Here is a 16,406-nt window from a genome sequence, read left to right as displayed (position 1 = left end):
GTATATCTTACATCGTACGTATGATTTCGTACATTCAAGTCGAAAGATATGTGTACATGCCGCTAGCGCGCAAGTCAGCAGGACGTCCGCGCTCTTCGAGACGCTTCGGCCGCAAATATTCGGTGGAATTCGGTTAGTCGCTGAGCAAAACAAAAAACAGACGCGGGCAGGAGGCTGCTGCCCCCTTCCCTCACGACTCCGCAAAAGACCCAAACGGCTGGCGCGCCGCGCCCGTCGCCAGAATGTCACCCGCTCGGTTCACCTCAACGCCCCAGATTTGTCCTCGCCAGTTCGATTACCTCGTCACCCCTGCCGTTCATGATGGCCTTCAGCATGTACAGCCCAAATCCCTTTGCCTGTTCGAGCTTTATCTTGGGCGGGACGATCAATTCTTGCGACGAGGTCAACACATCCACCAGCACCGGGCCGGGATGGGCAAGCGCTTCCTGCAGCGCCGCATCCAGGAATTCAGACGATTCCACCCGGATGCCCCGTACGCCGACCGCTTCGGCCATGGCGGCGAAATTGGGGTTTTGCAGGTCGGTGCCGGTATCCAGGAACCCGGCCGCTTTCATTTCCATGGAGACGAAGCCGAGCGAGCCGTTGTTGAACACGACGATCTTCACGGGGAGCTGCAACTGCGACAGCGACAGAAAGTCTCCCATCATCATCGTGAACCCGCCATCGCCGGACATGGAAATCACCTGCCGGCCGGGCGCCGCTGCCTGCGCGCCGATCGCCTGGAGCATCGCGTTGGCCATGGAGCCGTGGTTGAAGGAACCCAGCAAGCGGCGCTTGCCGTTCATGGTGAGATATCTTGCCGCCCAGACGGTGGGCGAACCGACTTCCGCCGCGAAGATGGCGTCGTCATCGGCCAATTCGTTGATGCGCCGGGCCAGATATTGGGGATGCAGCGGACGGCCGGCGGGCGCGGGAGCGGCCAGGTTGTCGAGCTCTTTGCGGGAGTCCCTGTAGTGCCGAAGCGCGGCGTCGAGGAAGGCGCTGTCCTGGCGCTCATCCAGTTGCTCGAGCAGCGCGGCGATGGTCTCGCCCACGTCGCCAGCAATACCCAACGTCAGCGGCGCGCGCCGGCCCAGGGCGCTCGGATCCCGATCGACCTGCACGATCTTTGCGTGTTTGGGATAGAACGGGCGATACGGAAAGTCCGTGCCCAGCATCAGCAGCAGGTCGGCATTCTCCATTGCGTGGTAACCGGAAGAAAAGCCGATGAAGCCGGTCATGCCGACGTCGCAAGGGTTGTCCCATTCGACGTGCTCTTTGCCGCGCAACGCATGGATCACAGGAGCCTTGAGCCGCTGGGCCAGCGCGATCACCGCATCGTGGCTGCCGGCGCAGCCGCTACCGGCCAGGATCGACACTTTCCCTGCCCCGTTCAGCAACTGGGCCAGCTCCTTCACCGCCGTCGCGTCCGGGCGGATGTGAGGAGGCGCGGGAGGCAGCGGCCACGAGGCCGGCACGTCCGAAGGCGCTGCAGCGAGCGCCACGTCGCCGGGTATCACCAGGACCGACACGCCTTGCCTGCCGACCGCCGTATTGATGGCGCGGGCCAGTATGCCCGGAAGTTGCGCCGGGTTGGAGACAAGCTCGACGAATTCGGCGCATTCCTTGAACAGGTCCTGCGGATGGGTTTCCTGGAAATACCCCAACCCGATTTCCGACGACGGAATGTGGGCGGCGATGGCCAGCACGGGGACGCGGCTGCGCTGGCAGTCGAACAGGCCATTGATCAGGTGCAGATTGCCGGGTCCGCAACTGCCGGCGCATACCGCCAGCGTGCCGGTGATGGCAGCCTCGGCGCCGGCGGCAAAAGCCGCGGTCTCTTCGTGGCGGGTGTGCATCCACTCGATCCGGCCCATCCTGCGAAGGCTGTCGTTCAGTCCATTGAGGCTGTCGCCCGTCACGCCCCAGATGCGGCGGACGCCAACTTCGGCAAGCACTTTGACAAGATAGTCTGCGACGGTCGCGGCCATGGAATGCTCCTTGAAGGAACGCCGCCGGGACACTTACCGCTACGGTTTGCCCTAGCGTCGGAAGTTGACTTGCGTGCGGAAATCGTAGCACCGCGCCCGGCGCCATGCGCAACGGCCGGACGCCGGTAGCGCGACGCTCACCGGCTAACATGACGGGATTGTTCGACTGTTTTATTACCAAAACCAAAGGGACGGCCAATTGCCGTGCGCGCGGAAACATGAATGATTTGCCTGGCATGGCCCCGGCGCTGACAGCCGTCTTGGCGCCGCTGGATCCGGATATGCTCGACAGCCACGCCGACGCCGCCGTGCGCGACCTGCTGCGCGAAGGCAGTTCAGCCAACACGGCATCAAGTTACCGCGCGGCGATCCGATACTGGTCGGCGTGGTTCGGGTTGCGGTATGGCCAGGCTTTCGCCTTGCCCGTGTCCGAGGCCGCGGTCATTCAATTCGTGGTGGACCATGCGCAACGGTCTTCCGGGACCGGCCTGGAGTGGGAGCTGCCGCTGGCGCTGGACCGGGAACTGGTGCGGCTGAAGGCGAAAGGCAAGCTTGGCGCGCCGAGCCTGAACACGCTGCTGCAGCGCTTGTCCGTGCTCTCGAAGGCGCATGAATTGCTGGGGCATCCGAACCCCTGTCGCGGCGCCGCTGTGCGGGAGCTGGTGTCCAAGACCCGTCGGGCCTATGCCCGCCGCGGTGTGGCGCCCGCCCGCAAGGAGGCGCTGACGCGCGAACCGCTTGAGGCCATGCTGGACACCTGTGACGACTCGTTGCGCGGCAAGCGGGACCGTGCGCTGCTGTTGTTCGCCTGGGCCAGCGGCGGCCGCCGCCGGTCGGAGGTGGTGCGCGCCACGATGGAAAACACCCGCCGCACGGGCGATGGCTATCTTTATACGATGGCGCATTCCAAAACCAACCAGACGGGCGCCGTCCGGGCGCAGGATCAGAAGCCGATCCTGGGCAAGGCCGCCGAGGCGCTGGCCGACTGGCTGGCAGCCAGCGGCCTGCAGCAAGGGCCGATCTTCAGGCGGGTCCGGCGCGGCGATGTCGTGGGCGAGCCGCTGGCGGCTGCGGCCGTGCGCGATATCGTGCTGGAACGCAGCCGGCTGGCAGGGCTGGACGGCGCGTTTTCGGCGCACAGCCTGCGCTCGGGGTTTGTGACAGAAGCCGGTCGGCGCAACGTGCCCCTGGGCGACACCATGGCCATGACTGGCCACGCCAGTGTGGCGACGGTGATGGGATACTTCCGGGCCGGCGCGGCGGCGCAATCGCCCGCCGCACGCCTGCTGGACGACCCGCCGGCCCCAGACCTACAGGATCCGCGCAACCTGCCGTAATGGTGGCGGTGACCTTACAATCACCGCGCTCCGGCCCTCATCCCGACCGATATCCTTCGAATCCAAGGCAAGCGCCCGGATGCCCGGCTCGTCCCCTGCCCGTTCCGATCCCATGCAAATCAATCTTCGCGGGCTTGTGCTTGCGCTTACCGTCTTCAGCGCCATCGCCGCCACGGCCAATGCCCTGTATGCAAGCTATCGCGTGCAACGGGAGCAATTGATCGAGAACACGCTCGAATCGAACCGCGTCTACGCGACGAAGCTGGCCGAAGGCGCGTCCAGTTTTCTGCGATCGGCGCAGCAGCAGCTGGGATACAGCGCCCGGCACATGCCCGACATGATGGAATCGCCTGAGCGCCTGGCCGCCGAAGTGATGCGCGTGCAGCAACAGACGGACAGTTTCAACTCGGTGGGCGTGGTGGGCGCGGACGGCACCATCCTGGCCACCACGGCGTCCTTCCGAAACTTTCTGGGCGTGCAGGTCGACAGCCCCGGCAGCCGCGCCGCCTTGAGCAAACGCCAGCCCATGATAAGCAAGCCGTACGTGTCCATCGCGGGCAATCTGCTGATCAACGTCACGCACCCGATCTTTTCGAACGACGGCGCCTACATGGGGTACGTCGGGGGCACGATCTACCTGCGTAACGAAAGCGCGTTGAACGAGCTGCTGGGCAAGCATCACTACCACGACGGATCGTATCTGTATGTGGTCGACGGCGACGGACAGCTTCTCTATCACACCGATCCCGCACGTGTCGGCGAAACCGTGCTGACGAATCCGGTGGTCGCCTCGGTGATTAAGGGCAATGCGGGCGCGATGCGCGTCATCAATACCAAGGGCGTCGACATGCTGGCCGGGTACGCGCCGGTGCCCATCAGCGGCTGGGGCGTGGTGGCGCAGCGCCCCGCCCAGGTCACGCTGGAACCGATCCACGACCTGATCTGGGCATTGCTGGGATATGCCGCGCCGCTGGCGGTTGCGTTCCTGCTGGCCATCTGGTGGTGCGCCCGCATGATTTCGCTGCCGCTGTCGCAACTGGCCACGAACGTGGAGCATCAGGACGTATCCGTGGCGATGCAGCGCGTGCAGTCGGTGAAGGCCTGGTACTTCGAGGCAGAACGGCTCAAGCGCGCCGTGATGGCCAGCTTCACGAGCCTGCAGGACAAGATCGGCAAACTGAACCTGGCAAGCATCACGGACCCGCTGACCGGGCTGCGCAACCGACGCGGCACGCAGGACGCGGTGGACCAGATGCAGGCCGGCAGCACGCCGTTTTCGGTGGTGGCGCTGGATATCGATCATTTCAAGCGCATCAACGACACCTATGGTCATAACGTTGGCGACGAGGTGATTCGCGATATGGCGCAGATCATGCGTGAATGTTCGCGGCCGTCGGACGTGCTGTGCCGCAATGGCGGAGAAGAGTTCCTGATCCTGTTGCCCGGCGTGGCGGCGCGGGAGGCGGTGAATGTGGCCGAGCGGCTGCGGGCGCATATTGCAGAACGGCCATTGCACGGCGCCAACCGCGTGACGGTATCGGCGGGCGTGGCCCAGTGGCCGTCGACGGGGCCGGACGTGGATGAGACGTTCCGGGCGGCCGACGCGGCGTTGTACGTGGCCAAGCAGCAGGGGCGCAATCGCGTCGTCATGCACGAGGCGTGAACCTCGGCGGGGGAATCCGCCGTGTCGGCGCCAAGCCGCAGTTGAATGGCCCGGCGCAAGGTTTCGCAGAAAACCGCAATTAACCGCATTGCAGCGAAATATTCTTGCCAGCATAAATTGAAATCAGGCGGAATCTGCCAAAACCCCAATATGGCCAGGGGCAATTACAGTATTCTGCGCAGCTTCGACTTTGCCTGGACCTGCACGCCGAGATGTTGCGCCCTGCCGTCGCGCCAAAATCCCTGGAACGTCATTTCATCGCGCTGGCTGTAGGCGTGCTGTTGCTGGTGTCGGTGCTTGCCGGCATCCTGCTGTACCAGAACTGGCAGTCGTACGGCGCGGCGTCGGAGGCGCGGCAGGCATTTGCCTCGGTGCGCGCGACGATCCGCGTCATGGAGCGGGCCTCGGCCGAACGCGGTCCCATGAACGCCGCGCTGGGATCTGCCCTGCCCGTGCCGCCGGAGGTCATGGCATCGCTGGCCGCGGCTCGGACACGCACGGACAGCCTGATCGAGGCGCTGCTGGCGCTGCATGGCGGCCCCCACGGCAAAGCCAAGCGCGGCGAGATCCAACGCATACGTCTGGCGCTCGCCGAAGCGCGCCAGGACGTCGACCGACTGATCGCCGCCTCGCGCGATCAGCGATCCGGCCAGATGCTGTGGGACGCGGTCAGCGCCATGGTGCGCATCATTCCGCAATGGCAGGCGAGCCTGGCCGCCAACGCGGGGCTGGTCATGCGCAGCGAAGCCAATGCGCCCAGCCTGTTGACGCTGGCGCTGCTGGCTAGCGAGCTGCGGGAACAGGCCGGCCTGCTCGGTTCCACCTACACGCCCGCGTTGAGCCGGCGCCGGCAGCTGTCCGCCGAAGAACAGTTCCGTATCGAACGCGTGCTCGGCAGGATCGACGAGTTGCACGCGCTGATCAGGGCACGGATGGCGACACATCCGGATGTGCGGGCGTCCGAGGTGTATGCGCGGATGGAAGCGCGCTACTTTGGCGAAGGCCTGGCCTACCTTGACGATGTGCGCGAGCAGGCATCGCGGCAGTGGGACGAAGCCTCTGTCTCAACTGGCGATCTGGCCGCGGCGTATGTGCCGATGATGGGCGCCATCACCGAGTTCCGCGACGTGCTGCTGGACGAGATGGAACGTCACATCGACGCGCACCGCATGTCAGCGGCCCGGTTGCTTGCCGTGACCCTGGCGGCGACCGCCTTGCTCGTGGCGGCGCTGGCCGTGGCGCTGGTGCAATTCCGCAAGCGCGTGATCCAGCCTTTTGCACTGGCCACGCGCATCATCGGATCCATCGCCAGCGGGTCGACGCCGGCCAAGATTCCGCCGGGTAAATACCACGGCGAAGTCGAGGAGGTCTTCAATGCGCTGCGCGTGTTGAAGGAAAACGCCGCGGCGCGCAAGCGCCTGGAGACGGAGCGCGACCGGCTGATTGCAGACCTGGCGCATACCGCCGAGACGGACTACCTGACGGGACTGTTGAACCGGCGCGCCTTCGAGAAGCGGTTTGAGGCGGCGTGCGCCCATTGGGACGAAAGCCAGCCGATGCTGGCCTTCATCCTGTTCGATATCGACCACTTCAAGACCATCAATGACACGTACGGCCATGCGAGCGGCGACTTGGCGCTGAAGGCCGTGGCCGATCTATGCCGCACAGTCTGGCGTCAGTCGGACGTGGTCGCGCGCGTGGGCGGAGAGGAATTTGCCGTGCTGTGCCGCACGCGCGGCGCGCAGCAGGCGCTGGAGATGGCGGAACGGATGCGTGCAAGCATCGGCGCGAGCACCGTCACGTCGGAAAGCGGCGCCACGTTTGGTCTGACGGCCAGTTTCGGCGTGGCATGCATATCCTGGAGCCATGCGGAATCCGTCAGCGGCCTTTTCCGGGCCGCTGACGAACTCTTGTATCTGGCGAAGTTGAATGGGCGCAATCAGGTCCAGCGACGCACGCTGGGATGACACCGTTTCTGGCGGCCCGGAAAGTCGGTGGCCCAGAAGCTAAGCGGCCCAGAAGCTAAGCGGCCCAGAAGCTTGGCGGCGGATTGGCCGGTCGACTTCTGGGCCGATGGGCGATGCGCTCAGCGGATTACCTGACGACTGCTACCTGCAGAGCGGATTGCCCGCTTGCCGGATTACGACTTGACGCGTGAAACGTCGGCCTGCTTGGAGGTCTCGGCGCTACGGGAAGGCGCGTCGTGACGGTCGGACTGCTTGTTGGATTCGGGCGCTTTCCAATTCAGCGGGGGGATCTCGAAGCTTCCCTTCTTGGCAGTCAATTGATGAGTCATAAGCATGCTCCTGGACAGGCACATGGCTTCCCCCGCCGAGCACCATGCACAGATTCTGGCGGGCCATGAATGCCGCGGGTGCGGGGGAGCATTCAGAAAGCAGGCGGCGCCGGGAAGAGGCATCAGCAGTTTTATTGTTTTTTTGCCGATAGATAAAAGATTTTAGCCCAAAGTTGACAGAAATAGCAAGCAGGAGTACCGAGTGCTGGCCGTTCGCGCCGTGCAGGCGAAGCTGCACGATGCTGGCAAGAAGGAAAGACCGCACGTGATTGACTTTGGAGAATGATCGTTCTACCATCTGCTCATCGCAGATAGAACGATCATTCTCCTTATGTCCGACACCGCCCTTACCCCCGCTTCCGACGTGCATGAAAAGCTGCTGCGCGCCACCGAACATCTGATCTATGGCGGAGGCATCAATGCCACCGGCATGGACCTCATCGTCAAGACCTCTGGCGTATCCCGCAAGACCATCTACAACCACTACGGCACGAAGGAAGCGCTGGTTGCCGCTGCACTGACGGCCCGCGACGAGCGCTGGATGCAGTGGTTCATCGACGCCACCACCCGCGCGCCCTCGCCGCGTGCGCGCCTTCTGTCCATCTTCGACGCGCTGCGCGAATGGTTCGCGTCGGACGGCTTTCGCGGCTGCGCGTTCATCAACGCCGCCGGCGAAATCGGCGACGCGGACAGCCCGATCCTCGCGGTTGCCCGGCGCCACAAGGAACGTTTGCTTGCCCACGTGCTGTCGCTAGTGCAGGCCGCGGGCCTGCCGCACGCCGATGAGCGCGCGCGGCAATTGCTCGTGCTCATCGATGGCGCGATTGCCGTGGCCTTGGTCACGGGCGATGCGTCGATCACCGACAGCGCCGAACGCGCCGCCCAGGCGCTACTAGACGCGGACCGTTGAGTCCACGTCCTCCTCTCGTTTTTTTCCACCCCACTGTCCATGAGGCCCTTGCCATGACGACCACCTCCGAAGTCCGCCCGCCCCTCCCCCCCTTCACGCACGAAAGCGCCATCCAGAAGGTCCGCCTGGCCGAAGACGGCTGGAACAGCCGCGATCCCGACAAGGTTTCGCTGGCCTACAGTCTGGACACGCACTGGCGCAACCGCGCCGAGTTCGCAACGAACCGCGAGGAAGCGCGTGCGTTTCTGGCGCGCAAATGGGCGCGCGAGCTGGACTACCGCCTGATCAAGGAGCTGTGGGCTTACAACGGCAACCGCATTGCGGTGCGCTATGCCTACGAATGGCATGACGATTCGGGCAACTGGTTCCGTTCGTATGGCAACGAGAACTGGGAGTTCAACGAAGACGGCCTGATGTTCAACCGCTATGCGTGCATCAACGACATGCCGATCAAGGAAGCGGACCGCAAGTTCCATTGGCCGCTGGGACGGCGTCCCGACGATCATCCGGGACTGTCGGAGCTGGGCCTGTAGTGCCCATCATTGCTCATGCGCGCATGTGATCCGCATGCGTGCAAAGCCCGCTTTTCGTCTGCAAACAGCCTAGGGATTTCCCCCGGTTTCGTTGCGATACGCACACCCTCGCGCAACTTTCGCAAGCCTTGAAAGGTGAACGGAAGTTTGGATTTTTAGACTCCCGCATTCATTGCAGTGTCAGCTTTTGTTCAGACCGCAGTCAGACATAAGCACAACAACGGGAGGAAAAGACCATGCAATCAAAAAGCAGCGCCGTACGGCGCGAGGCGTGGGCCGCGGGCACGATGATCGTGCTGGGCCTGGGCGCCATCGCGCAGGCGTCAACCTACACATTGGGCAGCCTTGATCGCATGGGTCCTGGCATGTTCCCCGCGATTCTGGGCGTGCTGCTGGTCCTTCTGGGACTGGTCATTGCCAAGACGGCGACCTCGCCCGTGGTTGCCGAGGAAGATGCCGAAGAAGTGGCGCCGCCCGAGTGGCGCGGCTGGGGCTGCATCATCGGCGGGTTGTTGTCCTTCATTCTGATCGGCAAGTTCGGCGGCCTGGTGCCCGCGACGTTCGTGCTGGTCTTTATCTCTGCCATGGGCGATCGCCAGCACACCTGGCGCAGTGCAGCCATCCTTGCCGCCGGTGTCACGGTGCTTGGCGTGGCGGTTTTTTCCTGGGCCCTGCAGCTCCAGTTTCCTTTGTTCCGCTGGGGTTGATCCATGGAAATTTTCAATAACCTGATGCACGGGTTCTCTGTCGCGTTCGCGCTGGACAACCTGATGTGGGCCATCTTCGGCGTGTTCATGGGCAACCTGATCGGCGTGCTGCCGGGCATGGGCGTGCTGGCCGCCATTTCCATCCTGCTGCCGCTGACCTACACGATGACGCCCACCGCGGCGCTGGTGATGCTGTCCGGCATCTACTACGGCTCGCAATACGGCGGCGGGATCACGTCGATCATGTTGAACCTGCCCGGCACCGCGTCGCATGCGGTGGCGTGTCTGGACGGCAATCCGCTGGCGCGCAACGGCAAGGCCGGCTCGGCGCTTTTCATGCTGATGTTCTCGTCGTTCTGCGGCGCGTCCGTCGGCATCCTGGCGATGATCCTGTTCTCGCCGCTGCTGGTTGACGTCGCGTTCAAGTTCGGTCCGGCCGAGTACTTCTCGATGATGATGCTGGGCTTGCTGGCCGGCGCCACGCTGGCCAAGGGATCGGCGATCAAGGGTGTGGCGATGGTCGTGGTCGGCCTGCTGCTGGGCGTGGTGGGCACGGACGTCAACACGGGCACGATGCGCTTTCACTTTGGCATCCTGGAACTGTCCGACGGCCTGCAGATCGTGGCGCTGGCCATGGGCCTGTTCGGCGTGGCCGACTTCCTGAAGAACATCAACCGCATCGGCGGCGACAGCAAGGTCACGTCGGCGAAGGTGAGCATGAAGTCCATGCGTCCGGAAGCCGGCGACATCAAGCAATCGCGCGGCGCGCTGGTGCGCGGCACGGCGATCGGCGCGGCGTTCGGCATCCTGCCCGGTACGGGTCCGACGATTGCGTCGTTCATTTCGTACGCGACGGAAAAGAAGGTTGCAAAGGAACCGCGCCGTTTCGGCCGCGGCGCCATCGAAGGCATCGCCGGTCCGGAAGCGGCCACCAGCGCCTCGACGCAGACCAGCTTCATTCCGACGATGAGCCTCGGCATCCCTGGCGACCCCGTCATGGCGCTGATGCTGGGCGCGCTCATCATCCACGGCATCCAGCCGGGTCCGCAGATGATGATCGAGCACGCCGACATGTTCTGGGGGCTGATCGCCAGCTTCTGGGTCGGCAACGTGCTGCTGCTGCTCTTGAACCTGCCGCTGATCGGCATGTGGGTGCGCCTGCTGACCGTTCCCTTCCGTTATCTGTTCCCTGCCGCGCTGTTCTTTGTCTGCGTGGGGGTCTACAGCACGAACAACAACCTGTTCGACGTGGGGATGGTGACCTTGTTCGGCGCCGCGGGTTACGCGCTGATCCGGCTGCGGTTCGAACCGGCGCCGCTGCTGCTGGGCTTTGTGCTCGGGCCGATGGTGGAAGAAAACTTCCGCCGCGCTCTGCTGCTGTCGCGTGGCGAGCTGTCGATCTTCGTGACGCGGCCCATCAGCCTGGGCTTCATCCTGGCGTGCGTGGGACTGATCGCGTTGCTCGCGGTGTCGGCACTGCGCGCACGCAAGGCGCGCGAAGCGCTCAAGCACGCGGAGTCTGCTGCGTAACCACAAGGCAAGTTTCGGGGTAGTGCTGCTTTGGCCGGTCTCTCAAGGACCGGCCTTTTTTTGCTCGCCTTGTACGACCTGGAACGCCGCGCACGTGCGCCTGGCGTCCTATGGTCCTTTACGCCTTGGCGGCGACGGGAACCCGGAAGGGAACGCCCAACCGATTGAATGCGTTCATGGCAGCGATCGCGATCGTGAGGTCGACCAGGTCTTTGGGTGCGAACGCGGCCGAGGCGGCGGCGTAGGCTTCGTCTGAGGCGTGCGTTTCGCTGACGCGGGTCACTTCCTCCGCCCACGCCAACGCGGCGCGTTCCTGGTCGGAGAACAGGTGGTGCACCTCGTCCCACACGGGCAGCAACGTGATCTTGTCGACCGACATGGTTTTTCGCAGGTCACGGGTGTGCAGGTCGATGCAGTGCGCGCAGCCATTGATCTGCGAGACGCGCAGGAATACGAGATGCACGAGTTCCGCCGGAAGCGCGGTGCGCTGTGTCACGTAGTGGTGAATGCCAAAGAGTGCTTTCGCGCCATCGGGTGCGGTTTCTTGCCAGTTCAGGCGGGTCATTCCAGTTCCTTGCTGCGGTGGTTGATGACCGCAACATTACCCTTCCGGATGCCGGTGCAACAGGTCCAAGAATTGACGTATTGACTGATCCAAGATGGCGGGCGCCGCCCCAGCACCAACGCATGGCCCAAGTTTGTCCCGTGGACGGCTTCAGCGTTGGGCTGCGGATGCGTCGCCAGCGGTGTGCCCGTCAATGTGCCCGAGCGGGCGGCCTGGATCCAGGCGGTCGCGCACGCGCTGCTTCAGCACTTTGGCTTCGGGAAAACCACCGTCGCGCTTGCGGTCCCAGATCAGATCGCCGTTGTAGGTGATCTGGAAGATGCCGCCCGTGCCGGGCTGCAGCGCCACTTCGCCCAGATCGGTCGAAAAGGTGGAGAGCAGTTCCTGCGCCATCCACCCGGCGCGCAGCAGCCATTGGCACTGCGTGCAGTAAAGGATGACGATGCGAGGGCGCAAGGCGGGCGGGTTCATGGGAAAGGCATTCTACGCCAGCCCGGTGGTGCGCGATCATGGATAATGTCGGGTTTTCCCGGGTCTGCAATGGGCCCAGAGCCTGCAATGAAGTCTGCCTTGACGCCCCGAGGCCAGCGCTGGCTGATCGGTCTTTTGATGGGACTGGTCACGCTTACGCCGATGGCCATCGACATCTACCTGCCCTCCCTGCCCGCCATGGCGCACGCGTTTGACGAGTCCATCGGCGCGCTGCAGGCCAGCATCACCCTGTTCATCTTCGCGGTCGGTCTGGGTCAGGTCGTGATCGGACCGCTTGCCGACCGGTATGGCCGGCGGCCCGTGGCGCTGTGCGGCGCGCTGGCGTATCTGGCGGGCTCCGCGTTGGGTGCCGCGGCGACTTCGCTTGAAGTGTTCTACGCCGCGCGCATTGTGCAGGGACTGGGCGCGTGTTCCGCGTCGCTGGTGGCGTTTGCCGCCGTCCGCGATTGCTTCAGTCCGGCCGTCGGCGCGCGCGTCTATAGCTATCTGAACGGCGCGCTGTGTACGGTGCCCGCCCTGGCGCCCATGGTGGGCGGCATGCTGGCGCTCCATGCGGGCTGGCGCAGCACGTTCGTGTTCATGGCGGTGTTTGCGCTGGCGTTGGCGGCGCTGCTTGCGCTGCGCTTCGAGGAGACGCGGGCCAAGCCGGCCCACCGCCCGGGCGCGCTGTACAGCCTGCCCCGCTATGCGCCCATCGTTGCCAGCGGCAGGTTCCTGTACTTCGCGTGCTTCGGCATGGCGGGCATGGCCATGATCCTGGTGTTCGTGTCGGCCGCGCCGGTCGTGCTGGTGCAGCAACTCGGCTATTCAGAGCTGGGATTTTCGGCGTGGTTCGGTGGCAATGCGGCCATCAACATCGCCGCGTTCTTCCTGGCGCCTGCGTTCATCGCCCGGTATGGTCGCTACACCATGGTGCGCGTCGGCATGGCGGCACTGCTGCTGGCGTCGGCGCTGCATCTGGGGGCATGGCTGTGGGCGCCGCTTTCCGCCTGGATCTTCATGCTCCCGGTAGCGGTGCTGACTGTGGGGTTCTCGCTAGCGTTGGGATCTGGGTTGAGTCTGGCGCTGGAACCGTTCGCGGACCGGGCGGGCACCGCTGCAGCGGTCTACGGGCTGTTCCAGATGAGCGGGTCGGCCGTGATCGCGACCGTCTTGCTCGATAGCGGGATGGCGCCGCAGGCGGCCATGGCCTTGATTGGCGCGGTGATTGTGGCGCCATTGCTGCTGTTGTCGCCGGCCCTGGGCCGGCGGCTTGATGTGCGCAATGGCTAGACCAGCCAGCCCAGCGACCAGCCGCTGACGGCGGCCAGCAGCACCACCCACACCGGCGACCAGCGGGCGTAGACCAGCAGCGCAAACAGCAGCAACGCCAGACCGAAGTCGGCCTTGCCGAGAATCGCGCTTGTCCAGACGGGGTCGTACAGCGCGCCGAGCAGGATGCCGACGACGCTGGCATTCACGCCGGCCACCATGTTGCGCACGCCGGGCCGGCGGCGCAGCGTATCCCAGAATGGGAGTGCCGCCACAAGCAACAAGGCCCCGGGCACGAAGATGACGCACAGCAGGGTCAGTCCGCCTGCCCAGCCGGACAGGGGGCCGGACGACATGGCGCCCAGGAACGCCGCGAAGGTGAACAACGGGCCGGGCATGGCCTGCGCCGCGCCGTATCCGGCCAGGAATTCCGCGTTGGAGACCATTCCGGACGAGACGGACGCGGTTTCGAGCAGCGGCAGCACCACGTGCCCGCCGCCGAAGACCAGGGCGCCGGCGCGGTAGAAGCCGGCGATCTGGCTGGCCAGCGCCCCGTCCGACAGCAACGCCCACAATGGCAACCCCGCCATCAACGCGGCGAACAGGCCCAGCGACACCAGACCCGCCACGCGCGGCACGCCCGACGATGCATTGGACAGGACGGGCCGGGGCGGCAATTGCAGGAAGGCAGCGCCTATCACCGCGCCGAGTACGACGGCCCCGATCTGGGCCAGCGCCGTGGGCAGCACCACGGTGAGCAATGCGGCGGCGACAGCCAGCGCGGCGCGCGGCCTGTCCGGACAGAGCGATCTGCCCATGCCCCAGACCGCCTGCGCCACGATAGCGACCGCCGCCACCTTCAAGCCATGGATGGCGGCCGATTCGGACAGCCAGCCATAGTGGGCGAGTCCCATGGCAAAGCCGATCAGCGCGAGCGCCGACGGCAGCGTGAATGCGATCCACGCGGCCAGCATGCCGGCCCAGCCGGCCCGGCGCAGGCCGATCGCCATGCCGACCTGGCTGCTGGCGGGACCCGGTAGAAACTGGCACAACGCGACCAGATCGGAAAACGCGTAGTCGTCGAGCCAGCGTCGCCGGTCGACGAACTCAGTGCGGAAATAGCCCAGGTGCGCGACCGGACCGCCAAAGGACGTCAAGCCCAGACGTAGGAACACCAGAAACACTTCAAGGCAGGATCCGCGGGCTGTCTGGGCGCGCGCGCCGGTGGCCGGCTTGCTGTCGACATGTTCGTCATGGGGGGATGGGTGCGGCATCGGCTCGGGCTTCTTGGGGGTCGGGGCGGCGATGTCTTTCGGGCCCCAGTTCCAAACTTATAGCCGGGCCACGGCCGGGATTCAATCGGATAAATGTCAGGAATTGGCGCTTGCCGGACCTTGCTCACGGCGGATCATGGCCCATACCAAAAGCGGATTCATGGCACTTCAGCGGTAGGCCAATCGGCCGCATCATGGAGCGGTCACCTCCCAAACCCCATCGCATCAGAAAGGTATGTCCATGAGCCAACGTTTGAATTACTTCCAGATGTCCGAAGTCCTGTCCAAGAAATACCTGGACGTCAGCATGGCGCTCAAGAAGACGGCCATCGTCCAGGAGCTGGGATACCTGGTCGATATCCGCGCCTCGCAGATCAACGGCTGCGGATTCTGCCTGGATATGCATGTGAAGGAAGCCACGATCAAGGGCGAGCGCGCGCTGCGCCTGCACCACGTCGCCATCTGGCGCGAATCGCCGCTTTTCTCGCCGCGTGAACGCGCTGCGCTGGCATGGACCGAGGCCCTGACCACCCTGCCCCCGCATGGCGTGCCGGACGACATCTACGAATCGGTGCGCGCGCAGTTCTCGGAAAGCGAGCTGTCGGACCTGACGTTCCTGGTGGTCAGCATCAATGGCTGGAACCGCCTTAATGTTGCCTTCCGCACGGTGCCGGGATCTGCCGACAAGGCTTATGGCCTGGATAAGGCCGGCCTGAACTGAACGGCGTTTTGCGTCTGCGGTTCACATGAGCTGCAGGATCCGGCGGGCCAGTTGCTCCGCCTGCTCGGCCGACACGATGTTGGTGAAGCTCATGAGCAGGCCGGAGCGCGCATCGGGCGCCGCCGACCAGTGCGACAAGGCTTGCGCATACAGGCCGTGCTGCAGCATGCGCGACGCCAGCTCGCGATCGGTCTGGTGGCCTTCCAGGCGCGCCACCAGGTGCATGCCGCCCGGCTGCAAATCGATGCGCAAGCGGGAACCCATCACATCGGACAACGCTGCCGCCGTGGCGTGGCGCCGTTCGCTGTACAGGCGGCGCATGCGCTGGATATGGCGCGCGAAATGGCCTTCGTTGATGAACGACGTCAACACCGCCTGCGTCAATGCCGGCGCGCCGCCCGCCAGCAGCATGCACAGGCGCTCGAAACGCGGGACCTGCTCATCGGGCACAACCAGATAGGCAAGCCGCATGCCCGGGAACAGCACCTTGCTGAAGGTGCCCGAATACAGCACCCGGCCCTGCCGATCCAGACTTTTCAGCGCGGGCAGCGGGCGGCCGACGTAGCGGTACTCGCCGTCGTAGTCGTCTTCCACGATCCACGCGCTATTGCGTTCGGCCCAGTCCAGCAAGGCCTGGCGCCGGGGCAGCGACAGCGACAGGCTCAGCGGACTTTGATGCGCGGGCGTCACGACGGCCGCCCGGGCCCGCGGCTCCTGCGCGATGCCCGCCTCCACCACCAAACCTTCCGCGTCCACACGCACGGGCACGGCCTGCATCCCGGCCTGCGCCAGCAGCACCCGCGTGGGCGGATAGCCGGGGTCTTCCACCCAGACCGAATCGCCGGGCTTGAAGAGCGCCTGCATGATGAGCTGCATGGTGTTGTTGTAGCCCGACGTGATGAACACCTGGCGCGGCGTGCACTGGATGCCGCGCGCGACCTGCAGGTAAGCCGCCGTGGCGGTCCGCAGCCCAGGCAAGCCGGCGGGATCCGGGTAGCCGAGGTCGGGCGGCTGCATGCTGCGCAGATGCCGCGCGCCCAGCCGCGCCCAGATCTTGCGCGGAAAGGCGTCTAGCGCGGGCAGCCCCATCTGGAATGGCAGCGGCGCGGCCGGCCGCGGCCAGCGATCTTCGACCA

15 protein-coding genes are annotated in these 16,406 nt (G+C 64.9%); 9 read left to right on the top strand and 6 right to left on the bottom strand.

The window, feature by feature from the left end:
- Positions 1-263 precede the first annotated feature (263 nt).
- Positions 264-1,991, bottom strand: a complete 1,728-nt coding sequence (gene poxB / locus B3446_RS24385; protein ID WP_291386274.1) for a ubiquinone-dependent pyruvate dehydrogenase — start codon at positions 1,989-1,991, stop codon at positions 264-266.
- A gap of 218 nt (positions 1,992-2,209) precedes the next feature.
- On the opposite strand from poxB, the gene B3446_RS24380 reads away from it, so the two are divergent.
- From B3446_RS24380 to B3446_RS24370, 3 genes are all read left to right on the top strand, one after another.
- Positions 2,210-3,328: a site-specific integrase gene (locus tag B3446_RS24380; protein WP_291386272.1), complete on the top strand. Its 1,119-nt coding sequence runs from the start codon at positions 2,210-2,212 to the stop codon at positions 3,326-3,328.
- A 112-nt stretch (positions 3,329-3,440) separates the two neighbouring features.
- A complete protein-coding gene (locus B3446_RS24375) occupies positions 3,441-4,991 on the top strand; it encodes a sensor domain-containing diguanylate cyclase (RefSeq protein ID WP_191577145.1) in 1,551 nt (516 codons plus the stop codon).
- A 212-nt stretch (positions 4,992-5,203) separates the two neighbouring features.
- The gene (locus B3446_RS24370; protein ID WP_291386269.1) at positions 5,204-6,958 is read left to right on the top strand and encodes a GGDEF domain-containing protein; all 1,755 of its coding nucleotides are present in this window, start codon (positions 5,204-5,206) and stop codon (positions 6,956-6,958) included.
- 173 nt (positions 6,959-7,131) lie between these two features.
- Here B3446_RS24370 and B3446_RS24365 read toward each other — a convergent pair whose 3' ends face one another.
- Positions 7,132-7,287: a hypothetical protein gene (locus B3446_RS24365; RefSeq protein WP_175121543.1), complete on the bottom strand. Its 156-nt coding sequence runs from the start codon at positions 7,285-7,287 to the stop codon at positions 7,132-7,134.
- Positions 7,288-7,618: 331 nt separating this feature from the next.
- On the opposite strand from B3446_RS24365, the gene B3446_RS24360 reads away from it, so the two are divergent.
- The 4 genes from B3446_RS24360 to B3446_RS24345 all read left to right on the top strand — a co-directional run bounded on the left by B3446_RS24360 (position 7,619) and on the right by B3446_RS24345 (position 10,967).
- Complete coding sequence (locus B3446_RS24360; RefSeq protein ID WP_291386266.1) at positions 7,619-8,197, top strand: TetR/AcrR family transcriptional regulator; 579 nt, start codon at positions 7,619-7,621, stop codon at positions 8,195-8,197.
- Positions 8,198-8,250: 53 nt separating this feature from the next.
- Positions 8,251-8,730, top strand: coding sequence for a DUF1348 family protein (locus B3446_RS24355; protein WP_291386264.1), 480 nt, complete (start codon positions 8,251-8,253; stop codon positions 8,728-8,730).
- Between the two features lie 236 nt (positions 8,731-8,966).
- Positions 8,967-9,437, top strand: coding sequence for a tripartite tricarboxylate transporter TctB family protein (locus tag B3446_RS24350; RefSeq protein WP_291386262.1), 471 nt, complete (start codon positions 8,967-8,969; stop codon positions 9,435-9,437).
- 3 nt (positions 9,438-9,440) lie between these two features.
- Positions 9,441-10,967, top strand: coding sequence for a tripartite tricarboxylate transporter permease (locus B3446_RS24345; RefSeq protein WP_191577140.1), 1,527 nt, complete (start codon positions 9,441-9,443; stop codon positions 10,965-10,967).
- A 118-nt stretch (positions 10,968-11,085) separates the two neighbouring features.
- Here the strand turns inward: B3446_RS24345 and B3446_RS24340 are convergent, their stop codons facing one another.
- On the bottom strand, positions 11,086-11,532 hold the full coding sequence (locus tag B3446_RS24340) for a carboxymuconolactone decarboxylase family protein (protein ID WP_191577139.1): 447 nt from the start codon (positions 11,530-11,532) through the stop codon (positions 11,086-11,088).
- A gap of 150 nt (positions 11,533-11,682) precedes the next feature.
- Positions 11,683-12,003 (bottom strand): SelT/SelW/SelH family protein, encoded by a 321-nt coding sequence (locus B3446_RS24335; protein ID WP_191577138.1) that lies wholly within the window; start codon positions 12,001-12,003, stop codon positions 11,683-11,685.
- Positions 12,004-12,090: 87 nt separating this feature from the next.
- Here B3446_RS24335 and B3446_RS24330 point away from each other — a divergent pair, with 87 nt between their 5' ends.
- Positions 12,091-13,296, top strand: a complete 1,206-nt coding sequence (locus B3446_RS24330; RefSeq protein ID WP_191577137.1) for a multidrug effflux MFS transporter — start codon at positions 12,091-12,093, stop codon at positions 13,294-13,296.
- Here the strand turns inward: B3446_RS24330 and chrA are convergent.
- Entirely contained in the window at positions 13,293-14,549 is a 1,257-nt protein-coding gene (gene chrA, locus B3446_RS24325) for a chromate efflux transporter (RefSeq protein WP_191577136.1), read from the bottom strand. The genes B3446_RS24330 and chrA overlap by 4 nt on opposite strands.
- Positions 14,550-14,790: 241 nt before the next feature.
- On the opposite strand from chrA, the gene B3446_RS24320 reads away from it, so the two are divergent.
- Positions 14,791-15,270, top strand: a complete 480-nt coding sequence (locus B3446_RS24320) for a carboxymuconolactone decarboxylase family protein (RefSeq protein WP_191577135.1) — start codon at positions 14,791-14,793, stop codon at positions 15,268-15,270.
- A gap of 21 nt (positions 15,271-15,291) precedes the next feature.
- Here B3446_RS24320 and B3446_RS24315 read toward each other — a convergent pair.
- Positions 15,292-16,406, bottom strand: a 1,115-nt coding sequence (locus B3446_RS24315; protein ID WP_291386256.1) for a PLP-dependent aminotransferase family protein, incomplete at its 5' end; no start/stop codon positions are given.

Origin of the sequence: Achromobacter sp. UBA5777, from assembly GCF_002418565.1 — a bacterium.
In the GTDB taxonomy this organism is placed as follows: domain Bacteria; phylum Pseudomonadota; class Gammaproteobacteria; order Burkholderiales; family Burkholderiaceae_B; genus Achromobacter; species Achromobacter animicus.
Note: the sequence above shows the minus strand (reverse complement) of the source record. Positions and strands in the feature narration are given on the sequence as shown.